The following is a 13,917-nucleotide window of genomic DNA, read 5'->3' as shown; positions in this document are numbered from 1 at the left end:
GAAAGCCACTAATTGGGGCTTTCTTTTTAAGTAGGTTTTTTTGATTTTCCGGTGGGGACCGGTGTGTTTTTGTAAGCTTCTGTAGGTTAAGTAGCGGACTTGGGATTCGTTACTTGTTTTGGTTAAGTTCTAGAGTAGATTTGGGGTCAAGACTATTACTTAATTACACTGTAAACTTACGGCTGTTTTCCCTTCTGTCTAAAATATTGTTGTGAACCCACCCAACTCTGTTGTGAAAAATATGAGCGGTTCATTTCATCGATAAAATGCCAATCTAAAATTAATTTGCTTGGATTTTTTTCGCAACTCATATCCCGTTATACTTCTTCCAGATTAACCTTAAATGCAATTTTAACATTTGTAAAGCGTTCAAATATTTCTAAACCATAAACCAACCAACATGAAAATTATTTTTAGAAACGCTTTGTTCGCAGCATTATTAATAGCGGCCTCTTGCGGAAAAGACACTGTAGAAAATTCCGTTGAGAAATTAGAGCAAGAACAAATAGAGCAAGAACAGGAAGAATTACAACAAGCTGAGCAAACCTCTTTAGATGCCAATACGGTTTCCACCAATGTTATTATTGATGGCGGAACAAAAAACGATGGGATGCCGCCTACTCCTAATGAAGCTATCGCGGTTGATTTATCAGAAACCTCTAAATCTGCATTTTTAGGTGAAGGATTTAATATTTCTCTTAACTCAGAAGCCGAAATTGTCGGTGCCTATATTCAATTCAAAACCTCAGATGGTACCCACGCCGATGGATATTATGATGTAAACATAAACGAGAATGATTCTAGCGGAAAGAAAGTTAGCAAATCAAAAAAGAAATCTCTGTTTTCCAATACTTTTAAAACAGAAACCGATAAAACTATAGATGTGAATTTTAACACAGAAATAGAACCAAGGCACATTCTGTTATGAAATTTGCGTCTATGATGCCGCAGAAAACATAAGTGCTCCTACCGAAGTCTGCATAACAGTTGAAAGTTGGGGAGGTTCTAGTGAGGCTATTGGCGAATGGACATTGGTAAAAGAAGAGATTTACGAAGAAGATGGCAGTTTTAGAACTGCTTTACCAGAAGAGGAAAGCTGTGATCAAGTTGATTCTATTTCCTGCGATAATGGTAATACACTTCAAGCAGCTGGAAACTGTATAACCATAAACCATAAAACTTAACCATAAGTGCAGACGGAACTTATATCTATGAATATGATGATGATTATAAATATTTAATTACTACTGATTCTAAAGCCAACTGTGAAGCTATTTTTAGCGAAAATTCGTTGAATCTTATTAGCAAAGGCAAATGGGCAACGAGGACCGAAGATAACAGTTTAGTTTTTATAGAGTTTGAATATTCAGAGGGAGATGAATTGGAAGTATATGAAGAGGGTTATACCGATAGGCTTTTTGACGATGGAGCACTACTTGATGGAAATAGTCTTATTGGTAGCATGGAAAAATATAAAATTTTCTTAGAAAAATAAAATCTACTTAAATTCTTAAAAACAACCCTCTATATAGATTAGAGGGTTTTTTATTTGTAAAATTTGCCGAATAAATTTCTCTTAAGGATAAATGCTTAGTAAGTGTATAATAAAAAAAGAGCCCCGAATCGGGGCTCTTTTTTTAAGTAGGTTTTTGATTTTCCGGTGGGGACCGGAGTGTTTTTGTAAGCTTCCGTAGGTTAAGTAGCGGACTTGGGATTCGTTACTTGTTTTAGTTAAGTTCTAGAGTAGATTTGGGGTCAAGACTATTACTTAATTACACTGTAAACTTACGGCCGTTTACTCTCCTATCTAAAATATTGTTGTGAACCCGCTCAACTCTGTTGTGAAAAATACGAGCGGTTAATTTCATCGATAAAATGCGATGTTTTTAAAATAAAAAAGCCCTCGCAAACTGCAAGGGCTTTAAATTAATCTCTATGTATTCCGTGCAATGTATTTTACGCGTGCTGCTCTTCGTGCTTACCTTCTTTGATTTCTTCAATCAATTTAGAATTAAAAGCCGGTAAGTCATCCGGATTTCTACTTGTTACAAAACCTTGGTCTACTACCACTTCTTCATCTACCCAGTTTGCTCCGGCATTTACCAAATCATCCTTAATAGAATTAAAACTAGTCATTTTACGGCCTTTTACAACATCTGCACTAATAAGCGTCCATGATGCATGACATATTGCCGCTACCGGCTTCTCTTGCTTAAAAAAGTCCCTTACAAAGGTTAATACTTTTTCTTCTCTTCTTAGTTTATCAGGATTGATGACACCACCCGGTAACATTAGTGCATTATAGTCTTCTGCAGTTACTTGATCTATGGTTTTATCCACTTTGTATGAGTTAGACCAATTACCATCGGCCCATCCTTTTATTTCTCCTGATTCTAGACTTACGATATCTACTTTAAAGCCTTCATTTTCCATGGCTTCCTTTGGAGATTTTAATTCGCTTTCTTCAAATCCATTTGTAGCTAAAATTGCTATCCTCTTCATATGTTTAATTTTTAATGATTATTAAATTACTATACTGCAAGATACCAGCTATACCCAGCTTAGGTTGACGGAAAACAAATAGATATTTGCTCTATTGATAGGATTCTAAATGTTGGATGACTTCTGCCAGACACCTATCTAATTCTTTATTTATTTCGGTCTCCCAAAATCGGAATACTTTATACTCCAAAAGGTCTAGCTCTCTATTTACTTCTTGATCACGCTGTATGTTTCTTTCTATTTTAGCTATCCAGAATTCTCGGTTCGTCTTTACTTTAGGCTTACGTTCTTCCCAATTATAGCCATGCCAATATTCCCCATCTATAAATATGACTGTCTTATACTTTTTTAAGACAATATCTGGTTTGCCTATAAGTTTCTTATAATCTATGCGATAACGGTAACCCGCTGCGTAGAGAGCCTTTCTAAAAGCAAGTTCTGGCTTCGTATTCTTCCCCTTAATTTTGCTCATAATCTTAGAGCGTTGGGGAGTAGTGTAGAAACCCGATTCTTCATTGAACCGAGGTACTTTTATACGTTCTATGGAATAGTCCTTGGGCATACCTTAAAATAACAAAAAATCCCAAACTCCATAAAAAGGAGTTTGGGATTTTTAATATCTATAGAGTGCACTATGCACTCGTATGCTTATTATCCTTTTGTAGTCGCGCTTAAATACTCACGGTTCAAACGAGCAATGTTCTCTAAAGAAATTCCTTTAGGACATTCTACTTCACATGCTCCAGTGTTGGTACAGTTTCCAAATCCTTCCAAATCCATTTGGCGTACCATATTTTGAACACGATCTACCGCTTCTACTTGCCCTTGAGGCAATAAAGCAAACTGAGAAACCTTTGCCGACGTAAACAACATAGCACTTGCATTTTTACAAGCAGCTACACATGCTCCACAGCCAATACAGGTAGCGGCATCCATAGCTTCATCTGCATCGTGTTTGTTAATAGGAATAGCATTGGCATCTACTGTATTACCAGAAGTGTTTACAGAGATATAACCACCTGCTTGCTGAATTCTATCAAAAGAAGTTCTATCAACAATCAAATCTGTTATTACCGGAAACGCCGTAGCACGGAACGGTTCAATAACGATAGTATCACCATCATTAAACTTACGCATGTGCAATTGGCACGTGGTTACCAAACGGTCAGGCCCATGAGGCTCACCATTGATCTGCAGTGAACAAGCACCACAAATACCTTCACGGCAATCATGATCAAATTGTACAGGCTCTTCTCCTTTGTTGATCAATTCTTCGTTAAGAACGTCCATCATTTCAAGAAAAGACATATCGCCTTCAATACCCTTAATAGGATAGTCTACGATCTGACCTTGGGACTTAGCATCTTTTTGACGCCATATTTTTAGATTAAGCTTCATAGTTACTTATTTATAACTTCTTGTCTTCAACTCAATATTCTCGTACTTCAACTCCTCCTTATGCAAAACTGCATCTTTAGGCTCACCTTTATATTCCCAAGCGGAAACAAACTTAAAGTTCTCATCATCACGTAAAGCTTCACCTTCAGGAGTCTGATACTCCTCACGGAAGTGACCTCCACAAGATTCGTTTCTTGTAAGTGCATCTTTAGCGAACAGTTCGCCAAGCTCTAAGAAATCGGCCACACGACCTGCTTTTTCCAACTCTTGGTTCATACCGTCTGCTTTTATGGAATTTTTACATTCGCCCAGAAGTCAGCTCGTAAAGCAGAAATCTCATCGATTGCATCTTGCAAATCTTTAGCATTTCTAGCCATACCACATTTGTCCCACATGATTTTACCCAATTTCTTATGGTAAAAATCAACTGAATGTTGACCGCTACCGGCCATTAACTTGTCCAACCTATCTTGAACGGCAGTTTCAGCAGCATCAAATTCTGGTAAATCTGTTGGGATAGCACCGGTTCTAATATCTTTAGAAAGGTAGTCACCTATAGTATAAGGCAACACAAAATAACCATCTGCCAAACCTTGCATCAATGCAGAAGCACCTAAACGGTTAGCACCGTGATCACTAAAGTTAGCTTCACCCGCACAGTAACACCCTTCTATAGTTGTCTGTAGGTTATAATCAACCCAAAGACCACCCATAGTATAGTGTACCGCAGGATATATCATCATTGGCGTTTCATACGGATTCTCATCTACGATTTTCTCGTACATCTGAAAAAGGTTACCGTATTTAGCTTCTATGACTTTCTTACCTAAACGTGTTATTTCTTTATCATCGGCATTTTTAATACCGTGCGTGAGCGCTTCTTCTTCTCCGTAACGTTGAATTGCCGAAGCAAAATCTAAATAAACGGCCTCACCAGTTTTATTTACACCAAAACCAGCATCACAACGTTCTTTAGCCGCACGTGATGCAACATCACGAGGTACCAAGTTTCCAAATGCAGGATATCTTCTTTCCAAGTAATAATCACGATCTTCTTCTTTAAGCTGAATAGGTTTCAACTTACCTTCTCTAATCGCAATAGCATCATCCATACGTTTTGGAACCCAAATACGCCCATCATTACGAAGGGACTCTGACATTAATGTCAGTTTAGATTGGTGATCCCCAGAAACTGGAATACAAGTAGGGTGAATTTGTGTAAAACATGGGTTAGCAAAGAAAGCTCCTCTACGGTGTGCTCTCCAAGCTGCCATTACGTTACTACCCATTGCATTGGTAGATAAGAAAAATACGTTTCCGTAACCACCAGTTGCCAAAACAACAGCGTGAGCAGAGTGACGTTCAATTTTACCCGTAACCAAGTCACGTGCAATGATTCCTCTTGCTTTTCCATCAACAAGAACCATATCCATCATTTCATGACGGTTGAACGATTGGATTTTTCCACGGTTAATTTGTCTGTTCATGGCAGAATAAGCACCTAATAAAAGCTGCTGTCCTGTTTGACCTTTAGCGTAGAAGGTACGTGAAACTAAAACTCCACCAAAAGAACGGTTGTCTAACATTCCGCCATATTCTCTTGCAAAAGGAACCCCTTGAGCAACACACTGGTCAATAATATTAGCCGATTCTTCTGCCAAACGATAAACGTTTGCTTCACGGGAACGGTAATCGCCCCCTTTTATAGTATCATAAAAAAGGCGGTAGGCACTATCACCATCACCTTGATAATTCTTTGCTGCGTTAATTCCACCTTGAGCAGCAATAGAGTGCGCTCTACGTGGAGAATCTTGGTAGCAAAATGTTTTTACGTTATAGCCTAACTCCGCTAAAGTAGCAGCGGCAGAACCACCTGCAAGTCCAGTACCAACAACGATAATATCAATATTACGTTTGTTAGCAGGGTTTACAAGGTTAATGTCGTTTTTATGTTGAGTCCATTTAGCGGCCAATGGCCCTTTTGGAACTTTTGAATCCAATATGCCCATAATTAATGTGTTATTGGGTTAAAATGATGGTAAAGAGCGATGAATATAAATCCTAAAGGAATGGCTATAGAATATATTTTTGTGAACGTTTGAATGCCCGCAGAGTACTTGTTGTTTACACCAACCGTCTGAAAAGACGAAGCGAAACCATGCCATAAATGCAATGCTAACAAAACAAAAGAGATCATATAAATAATTGTACGCCAGAAAGGCTCAAATTTATGAACTGTTTCCTCAAGATAACGCGTTGGGTCTTCTGGGTTCATTGCAATGTACTTATAGGATATTTCTTGTATCCAAAAATCATACATGTGCAGACCAAGAAAAGCAAGAACTACCAAACCGGTAATAATCATGTTCCTAGACATCCAAGAAGCGTTGGCGCCGCCGTTATACTGTTTGTACTTTACTGCTCGTGCTTTATTGTTCTTTAGCTCAAGTGCAATACCCATAGCAAAGTGAACGATTACACCAGCTATAAGTATAGGCTGCAAGAGATATTGCACCAAAACGTTATAGCCCATAAAATGCGACCACTCATTAAAAGTATCGGGTGCAATTACAGATGTAATGTTAATCACAAAGTGCTGCCCAAGGAAAAAGACCAAAAAAAGACCCGATAGGGCCATGACCACTTTTCGGGCAATCGAAGATTTTATCAATCCGCTCATTTTATAATACGTTGGAGTTAATTAAAAAACTTCTACGAAATTAGGGCATAAGCTTGGCTTTAACAAACTTTGTGACGGTTTAGTAAAGTATTTAGAAACGTTTTAAGCAAGCGCTAAAACTTCCGGGTACTAAATATTCGTTCTTTAATTTTTTTAACCAAAGAATTAGATGCTTCAATTTTTCAATTCCAGTTTCGACATCTGCATTTTTTGACCGATATTCAAGTCGTAAACAACCTCAAATTTATACTCTTATAATGAATATTGGACTTCTTTCCGTAAGCATGAATGTCTATTCAACCCAAAGAATAGCCAATGAAGCCAAAAAATTAGGACATGATATAGAATGGATAGACCATACCCAATGTTCTATTAAAATAGGCACTAACCAACCTGAAGTAATCTTTAAACAAGAAAACATCCTAGATGTATTTGATGCTATCATACCACGTATTGGCACTAAAGTAACGCGCCATGGCGCTTCTGTTGTCAAACAATTTGAAATGAACCAAGGTCTTTAGCACTGCTAAATCCGGTAGTATTTCTAAGGCTAGAAACAAAGCAAAAACCCTTCAACTCATGTCAAACTGGGGAATTCCAATTCCGGAAACCTTATTTTCTATAGACCCAGATGATATTGAGCAACAAATAGATTTATTAGGCGGTGCACCCCTGATTATTAAAATTCAAGAAGGCACGCATGGACTGGGCGTTATTCTTGCCGAAACCAAAAAATCTGCTAAATCTATAATCGATACTTTTTATAAAATGGACACCAATATTCTTATGCAAGAGTTCATTGAGGAAAGCAATGGCGAAGATATTCGTGTATTTGTAATTGGTGATAAGGTGGTAGCGAGTATGAAACGTACCAGCGGAAATGACGAGTTTCGTTCAAATGTGCACCGAGGAGGAAGAACCGAAGCTGTAAAATTAACTTCTAAAGAGGAATTTATGGCAATAAATGCGGCAAAACACATTGGATTAGGAGTAGCTGGCGTAGATTTGATCCGTTCAAAAAAAGGCCCTTTGTTGATAGAGATAAATGCATCTCCAGGACTTCAAGGAATTGAGGCAGCTACTGGTGTAAACGTAGCCAAGAAAATAATACAGTTTGTAGAACGGAACTGCAGAAAAAAATAAAATAACCCTTTATTAAAAGGGAAAAGAGAACATCCAAGTAGTATATGGAAAACAATAAAACCATCACCATAGAAGGTGAAACTGTAAAAATAGGAGAGTCTAAACTATTAAATATTAGTATTGATAGACTTCCTACAGGAACACTAATTGATATTCCCGTATATGTTTTTAACTCCAAAAACCCTGGGCCCACCCTTTTAGTGCAAGCTGGTCTGCATGGTGACGAAATAAACGGCATTGAAATGGTACGCCGTATGATGACCGAAAAACGCTTTAACGTTACCAGTGGCGCCGTGATTGCAGTTCCTATTTTAAATATCTTCGGGTTTATACATTATTCTAGAGATGTTCCTGACGGAAAAGATGTTAATCGTAGTTTTCCCGGTTCAAAAACAGGTTCTATGGCAGGCCGTATTGCCTATCACTATACCTCAGCAATTCTTTCGCAAGTAGATTATGGAATAGACCTACATACTGGCGGAGGACAAAGGCACAACTTTCCGCAAATTAGATATACTGATAATGATGAACGAAGTGAACAACTGGCCAAAGTATTTAATGCACCTATTTCCTTTTCTTCAAAACTAATAAAAGGGTCTTTTAGAAATGCTGCTCATCAAATGAAAATACCCACGGTGGTTTTTGAAGCAGGCGAAAGCATGCGTTTTGATGATTACTCTATTATAGAAGGTATGCAAGGCGTGTTAAATGTAATGAAGCACTTTGGTATGATCGAAACAATAGAGCCAAAATACATTGACCGGAACAACACGGTACACCTCAAAGACCGAAAATGGCTCCGTGCACCTACTGCCGGCATGTTCATCCCTAAAATAGAAAATGGTAGCGAAATTAAAAAAGGTCAGGTTATAGGTATCGTATCCGGTCCTTACGCTAAACGAAGTAAAACTGTTAAAGCTCCTTTTGACGGATTGGTCTTTTGTATTAATCACCAAGCGGTGGTAAATAGAGGCGATGCACTTTTTCATATTGGCGTGCCTACCAACAAAGGTGTAATACAAGCGGATAGATAAGAATGATTTCATCTGATATCCGTTTAGTTTTACCGAGTAAAGAAAAAAGCTTCAGCCTTAAACTTCCAAAAAGAGATTTCACTTAACCGACTAAGTGGTTTGTAAGTTCTTGTATTTTTAGGTTCATATCATATAATGATGCAGTTCATCGACGATTGACATACGAAAAACGGAGGCTTACCAAGAGGACATCTAAATGCTATATGACCACAACAAACTGCATAGTCTGTTTTCTGAATTTAAGTGTTTAGGTCTAAAAAATTAGTTTTCCATATCCTCTAGCTGAATTTCAAGTGCTTTAGTAGACAATTGAACCTCTACTAATGACAACATTAAAGAAACCATAAGTGCCAAAAGGCTAACGCCAAAAACGAGATTGGCCCAAAAACTAAATTCAACATAAATTAAAGTCATCGTAATCACCGCTAACAAGAAACTAAAAATAGCCGATGCCTGCATGTTCTTGATAATGGTTAAACGCTTACGCAACTTTTTAACCTGCAAAGCAATGGCGGGCGATGATGTTTCTTCATACTTCTGATGAAGTTGCCTAATCAATGCTGCAATAGCCAAGTATCTTGCATTATAGGCTAACATGGTCAATGAAATAGCAGGGAAAAGTAGGGCAGGTATACTTAAGGTCAGCTCCATCTACTTTTTAAACTTTCTTGAGCTTGTTTCATCTGCTGTTGGAAAATCGTCCGGTATCGTTTGAGTTACCTTTCCAGTTGCAGCCCATTCCGCTCCTCTAAGCATACTGGTCATAAAACCAACACACTCAACTGAATAATCTACATGCCCCATAATATTATGAAAAATACGGCCTTGTCCATACTCTAAAGCCATAAGCGCTGGCTCATGTCTACCAGAACCTTTGTTTTCAGGGTCTGAGTATGCAGTAGCCAAAACCACCATATTTTCTGCAGGACCACGAAGGCTGTTATAAAGTTCATCTTTGGTATGCAACCATACTTCCGGCATTCCTTTGGTAATTGGATGCTCTTCTCTTATTTGAATTTGATACTCGCTTTGTGGACCGTGAGCACCTGCGTTACCGGCAGAATTATCCCTGATCAACTCACCAGCATCATTATAATAAACATATGGACCATCTTTTTCCGTACGGTCTCCCCAACCACCCAAACCAATCATTTGGTTGTAAGCTTCCCATTCAGGGAACGAATTATCGGCTGCATGAAAAACGACTAATCCACCTCCTTTTTTGATATACTTTTCAAATTTTTTCTGTGTTTCTTCTGGCCATGGAGCCGCATTCCATCCAAAGTTACAAATGACCAAATCATACTTTGAAAAATTCGGACTGTAATTTGGATCCGCTTGTGGCTTTTCCTTTGCCTCTGTTTTTGGAAGATTTTCTATAGGAAATTCAGAAATGAACTTATCTCCTTTCCAGGTAAATGCAGAACGCGCCACCTCAACTGTAAACAAACCCGTGTTTTCCATATCGGTTTTCAACATATACGTAATCTTCGGCCATTCATCATGATTGTTTTGACCATCAACAATAAGTGTTTTAATTTTTTTAGATGGAGAGGCTTGAGAGAAAAGACCATTTGAGACAAAAGTCATGGAAAGCACTAAAATTAAAGTTCGGAAACTACGCATATCAAATATTTAGGATGTATAAATATAAGTGATTGCAGCTAATTTTATTAAAAAAACAAAAAGTATATGCCCTATAAAGTTGTAAATTGAAATCTTAACAGAATACTACAAATGGCATCTTCTAACATAAAATTTGCTTCCAAACTTCCAAATGCAAAAACTACAATTTTTACAACGGTAGGCAATTTAGCTCGCAAGCACAATGCTGTAGATCTATCTCAGGGCTTTCCGAATTTTAAAGTGGATGAGAAACTAAAAAATTTGGTTTCAACTGCCATGCAAAACGGACATAACCAATATGCTGCCATGCAGGGTTATTATGGCTTACGAGAAATAATTTCACAAAAAATTGAAAAACTCCATAATAGAGCTTATAATCCCGAAACTGAAATTACAGTTACCGTAGGAGCAACACAGGCTATTTTTACAGCCATTACCGCGTTCGTCAACAAAGGTGACGAAGTTATTGTACTGAAACCTGCCTATGACTGCTACGAACCGGCCATTTCGCTTAACGGAGGAATTTCTATATATATACAGTTAGATGCCGATGGTTACCAAGTGGATTGGGAAATCTTCAAAAGCAAAATTTCCGAGAAGACCCGAATGGTTATCATAAACACACCTCATAACCCAAGCGGTCGTATTTTTTCCAAAGAAGATATGCTTCAGTTACAAGAAATTCTAAAGCCTACTAACTGTATTGTTTTAAGTGATGAAGTATACGAACACATTATTTTTGATGGCAACGAGCACCAAAGTGCTTCCCGATTTAAAGATTTAGCACAACGTAGTTTTGTATGTGCTTCTTTTGGAAAAACCTTTCATGTTACCGGATGGAAAATGGGCTATTGCGCCGCACCTGCAGAGTTAATGCAAGAATTTAGAAAGACCCACCAGTTTGCTGTGTTCTGTGTAGACCATCCTGTACAAAGAGCTATGGCGGCCTATCTTAAGAATGAGGAAAACTATCTGAGCTTACCTTCATTCTATCAAGAAAAAAGAGATTTGTTTTTGGAGGGATTAAAAGATTCTAGATTTAAATTTAAACCTTCAGAAGGAACCTATTTTCAGCTTTTAGACTATACCGAAATCGCAAAAGAAAATGATGAAGATTTTGCTAAACGCTTGATTGTTGATTACAAGTTGGCAAGTATACCTATATCTTCCTTTAATGAGCACAATAGGCAAGATGGAGTTTTACGGTTTTGTTTTGCAAAGAAGCGGGAAACGATTGAGAAAGCCATCCAAATTTTGAACTCTATTCCTTAAAATCAAAACGCATCATCCAATCTGTTTGCTTGTCATTACCTACATTATAAGGATGTGTTCCAAACTTTGAGAATCCGTGAGTTTGATAAAATTTAATAGCTTTAGTATTTTCTTCCCAAACCCCTAGCCAAAGAAATTTTTTACGTTTGTTGTTGCCCTTTTTCTTAACCTCGTTAAGCATCCATTTTCCAATACCCAGGTTTTGAAAATTTCCAAGTAAATAAATGCGCTCTAATTCTATAGCTTCCTTTAATTTCACATCTGTTTGTGCCTCGTTTTCATTCAGTTTAAAATAACCAACAAGGTCTGTTCCCCTATAAACGAAATAAAACGAGCTATCCGGGTTATTGATTTGGTCAAGAAGCGTATTCTTGGAAAAGGCTAAATCTGTATAACTTTTAAAATCTATGGGGTTATTGTCCTTTGCGAAAGCATCCGAAAAAGTCTGTGTAGAAATTTTAGAGAGTAACTCTAAGTCTGAGGTTTTACACTTTTGAAGTCTTAATTGCATATAGGCACGTACAAATACCTAATGTACTAAAATAAAAAAAAGCGGCCTTTGGGTGAGCCACTTTCTTTTAATTTCTTTTTCAAAGAATTTTAAAGCATAAATAATTTTCTAGTCAGCATTACTATTCCGCTGAAAAAATCATTTTTGTACACTTGAATTTCTTCTGATGATTGGTTAATTTGGGCTTCCATAGGTTTTAGTTTTGGAAAAAATCGAATTTGGGACGCGACTTTCAATTAATAATACTATAAAAATAGTACCTAATCCTTAACTAAAAAAAATCTTGTTGTGAAGCAGCATTAACCTGTTGTGAAGAACCATATTGATGATTTTCGCACAAAAATTACACTTAAATTATATGTGGATTTTACTTACAAAGCCATTTCGGGGACCTCACCGTCAACTATCAATGTACCCTCTGTAGCTTCCTTAATTTCATCTACAGAAACTCCTGGCGCACGCTCAAGAAGTTTAAAGCCTTTTGAAGTTACTTCTATTACTGCAAGATTAGTAACTATTTTGGTTACACAACCCACTCCTGTAAGGGGTAAACTACATTTTTTCAAAAGCTTGGATTCACCAGCGCGATTGGTATGCATCATGGCCACAATTATGTTCTCGGCAGAAGCAACTAAATCCATTGCACCACCCATACCTTTAACCATTTTGCTTAAGAATTTTCCAATTAGCAATATCGCCGGTCTGAGAAACTTCCATTGCTCCCAAAATAGTAAGGTCTACGTGTTTCCCTCGGATCATTCCAAAACTCGTTGCCGAATCAAAGAAAGAAGCTCCATTAAGCGTAGTTATGGTTTGCTTTCCCGCATTAATAATATCGGCATCTTCCTCTCCTTCAAACGGAAATGGCCCCATGCCCAATACTCCGTTTTCACTCTGAAATTCTACATTTATATCATCTCTTACAAAGTTGGCTACCAAAGTTGGTATACCAATGCCTAGGTTAACATAATAACCATCTTTGACCTCTTTTGCAATTCGCTTTGCGATTCCATTTTTATCTAACATAAACAAACTCTATGATTGGATTAATTACGCGGTCTAACCGTTCGTTGTTCAATACGTTTTTCATAGTTCTCTCCTTGAAAAATGCGCTGTACGAATATTCCATAATATGAATTTGATTTGGGTCTAATTCTCCCGCCGGAACAAGTTCTTCTACCTCAGCAACGGTAATTGTCGCTGCCCCACACATACATGGATTAAAATTTCTTGCCGTACCCTTAAAAATTAGGTTCCCCGCTTCATCTCCTTTCCAGGCTTTTACGAAAGCAAAATCAGCTTTGAATGCCTCTTCCAGCACATACATTTTTCCGTTGAATTCTCTAGTCTCCTTACCTTCTGCAACTTCGGTTCCGTAACCTGCAGGCGTATAAAAAGCTGGAAAACCCGCTTGTGCAGCACGACATTTTTCTGCCAAAGTTCCCTGAGGAGTTAATTCTACCTCAAGCTCACCGCTTAGCATCTGTCGTTCAAACTCTTCGTTCTCACCTACGTAAGAAGATATCATTTTTTTTATCTGATGTTTATGAAGTAAAAGTCCCAGACCAAAATCATCTACTCCTGCATTATTAGAAATACAGGTAATATCTTTAATATTGGAGGCAACCAGTTCCGTGATGGCATTTTCCGGTATTCCACAAAGGCCAAAACCACCTAACATAAAGGTCATTCCGTCTTGAATGCCTTTCATGGCTTCTTTTACATCAGCTACTTTCTTAGAGATCATACTA

Annotated in this window: 14 protein-coding genes and 3 pseudogenes; 7 read left to right on the top strand and 10 right to left on the bottom strand. The window is 37.7% G+C overall.

From position 1 onward, the window contains the following. Positions 1-400 precede the first annotated feature (400 nt). From Q5W13_RS09020 to Q5W13_RS09010, 3 genes are all read left to right on the top strand, one after another. Positions 401-928, top strand: a complete 528-nt coding sequence (locus tag Q5W13_RS09020) for a hypothetical protein (protein ID WP_304446076.1) — start codon at positions 401-403, stop codon at positions 926-928. Positions 929-1,031: 103 nt separating this feature from the next. Continuing rightward, positions 1,032-1,184: a hypothetical protein gene (locus Q5W13_RS09015; RefSeq protein WP_304446075.1), complete on the top strand. Its 153-nt coding sequence runs from the start codon at positions 1,032-1,034 to the stop codon at positions 1,182-1,184. Positions 1,185-1,291: 107 nt separating this feature from the next. Beyond that, on the top strand, positions 1,292-1,495 hold the full coding sequence (locus Q5W13_RS09010; protein WP_304446074.1) for a hypothetical protein: 204 nt from the start codon (positions 1,292-1,294) through the stop codon (positions 1,493-1,495). Positions 1,496-1,956: 461 nt separating this feature from the next. On the opposite strand, the gene Q5W13_RS09005 is transcribed toward Q5W13_RS09010, so the two are convergent. The 5 genes and pseudogenes from Q5W13_RS09005 to Q5W13_RS08985 all read right to left on the bottom strand — a co-directional run bounded on the left by Q5W13_RS09005 (position 1,957) and on the right by Q5W13_RS08985 (position 6,580). Then, positions 1,957-2,502, bottom strand: a complete 546-nt coding sequence (locus Q5W13_RS09005; protein WP_155595221.1) for a type 1 glutamine amidotransferase domain-containing protein — start codon at positions 2,500-2,502, stop codon at positions 1,957-1,959. 91 nt (positions 2,503-2,593) lie between these two features. Further along, positions 2,594-2,974, bottom strand: coding sequence for a very short patch repair endonuclease (locus Q5W13_RS09000; protein ID WP_304446073.1), 381 nt, complete (start codon positions 2,972-2,974; stop codon positions 2,594-2,596). A 179-nt stretch (positions 2,975-3,153) separates the two neighbouring features. Continuing rightward, positions 3,154-3,900 (bottom strand): succinate dehydrogenase/fumarate reductase iron-sulfur subunit, encoded by a 747-nt coding sequence (locus Q5W13_RS08995; protein ID WP_155595223.1) that lies wholly within the window; start codon positions 3,898-3,900, stop codon positions 3,154-3,156. A gap of 6 nt (positions 3,901-3,906) precedes the next feature. Next, positions 3,907-5,909, bottom strand: a pseudogene (locus Q5W13_RS08990) (fumarate reductase/succinate dehydrogenase flavoprotein subunit). Between the two features lie 2 nt (positions 5,910-5,911). Next, positions 5,912-6,580 carry a succinate dehydrogenase cytochrome b subunit gene (locus tag Q5W13_RS08985; RefSeq protein ID WP_304446072.1) on the bottom strand — a complete coding sequence of 223 codons (669 nt, stop codon included), beginning with the start codon at positions 6,578-6,580 and terminating at the stop codon, positions 5,912-5,914. A gap of 257 nt (positions 6,581-6,837) precedes the next feature. Here Q5W13_RS08985 and Q5W13_RS24835 point away from each other — a divergent pair, with 257 nt between their 5' ends. The 3 genes from Q5W13_RS24835 to Q5W13_RS08975 are packed head-to-tail and all read left to right on the top strand — an operon-like array spanning position 6,838 to position 8,757. Next, positions 6,838-7,101 carry a hypothetical protein gene (locus Q5W13_RS24835; protein ID WP_368662497.1) on the top strand — a complete coding sequence of 88 codons (264 nt, stop codon included), beginning with the start codon at positions 6,838-6,840 and terminating at the stop codon, positions 7,099-7,101. Between the two features lie 58 nt (positions 7,102-7,159). Beyond that, positions 7,160-7,723: a RimK family alpha-L-glutamate ligase gene (locus Q5W13_RS24830; protein ID WP_368662496.1), complete on the top strand. Its 564-nt coding sequence runs from the start codon at positions 7,160-7,162 to the stop codon at positions 7,721-7,723. Positions 7,724-7,767: 44 nt separating this feature from the next. After that, entirely contained in the window at positions 7,768-8,757 is a 990-nt protein-coding gene (locus Q5W13_RS08975; RefSeq protein WP_304446071.1) for a succinylglutamate desuccinylase/aspartoacylase family protein, read from the top strand. Positions 8,758-9,018: 261 nt separating this feature from the next. On the opposite strand, the gene Q5W13_RS08970 is transcribed toward Q5W13_RS08975, so the two are convergent. Then, positions 9,019-9,408 (bottom strand): DUF2721 domain-containing protein, encoded by a 390-nt coding sequence (locus tag Q5W13_RS08970; protein ID WP_155595227.1) that lies wholly within the window; start codon positions 9,406-9,408, stop codon positions 9,019-9,021. Beyond that, entirely contained in the window at positions 9,409-10,383 is a 975-nt protein-coding gene (locus tag Q5W13_RS08965; protein ID WP_304446070.1) for a ThuA domain-containing protein, read from the bottom strand. Positions 10,384-10,494: 111 nt separating this feature from the next. Here Q5W13_RS08965 and Q5W13_RS08960 point away from each other — a divergent pair, with 111 nt between their 5' ends. Next, positions 10,495-11,655 (top strand): methionine aminotransferase, encoded by a 1,161-nt coding sequence (locus tag Q5W13_RS08960; protein WP_304446069.1) that lies wholly within the window; start codon positions 10,495-10,497, stop codon positions 11,653-11,655. Here the strand turns inward: Q5W13_RS08960 and Q5W13_RS08955 are convergent. The 3 genes and pseudogenes from Q5W13_RS08955 to Q5W13_RS08945 form a co-directional block, all read right to left on the bottom strand. Then, a complete protein-coding gene (locus Q5W13_RS08955) occupies positions 11,645-12,166 on the bottom strand; it encodes a GNAT family N-acetyltransferase (protein ID WP_304446068.1) in 522 nt (173 codons plus the stop codon). The two genes, Q5W13_RS08960 and Q5W13_RS08955, sit on opposite strands and share 11 nt — an antisense overlap. A 371-nt stretch (positions 12,167-12,537) precedes the next feature. After that, positions 12,538-13,192 (bottom strand): annotated as a pseudogene (locus Q5W13_RS08950) (3-oxoacid CoA-transferase subunit B). Positions 13,193-13,212: 20 nt separating this feature from the next. Continuing rightward, positions 13,213-13,913: pseudogene (locus Q5W13_RS08945) on the bottom strand (CoA transferase subunit A). Between the last annotated feature and the right edge of the window lie 4 nt (positions 13,914-13,917).

The organism is Zobellia laminariae, from assembly GCF_030553095.1.
Lineage (GTDB): Bacteria > Bacteroidota > Bacteroidia > Flavobacteriales > Flavobacteriaceae > Zobellia > Zobellia laminariae.
Note: the sequence above shows the minus strand (reverse complement) of the source record. Positions and strands in the feature narration are given on the sequence as shown.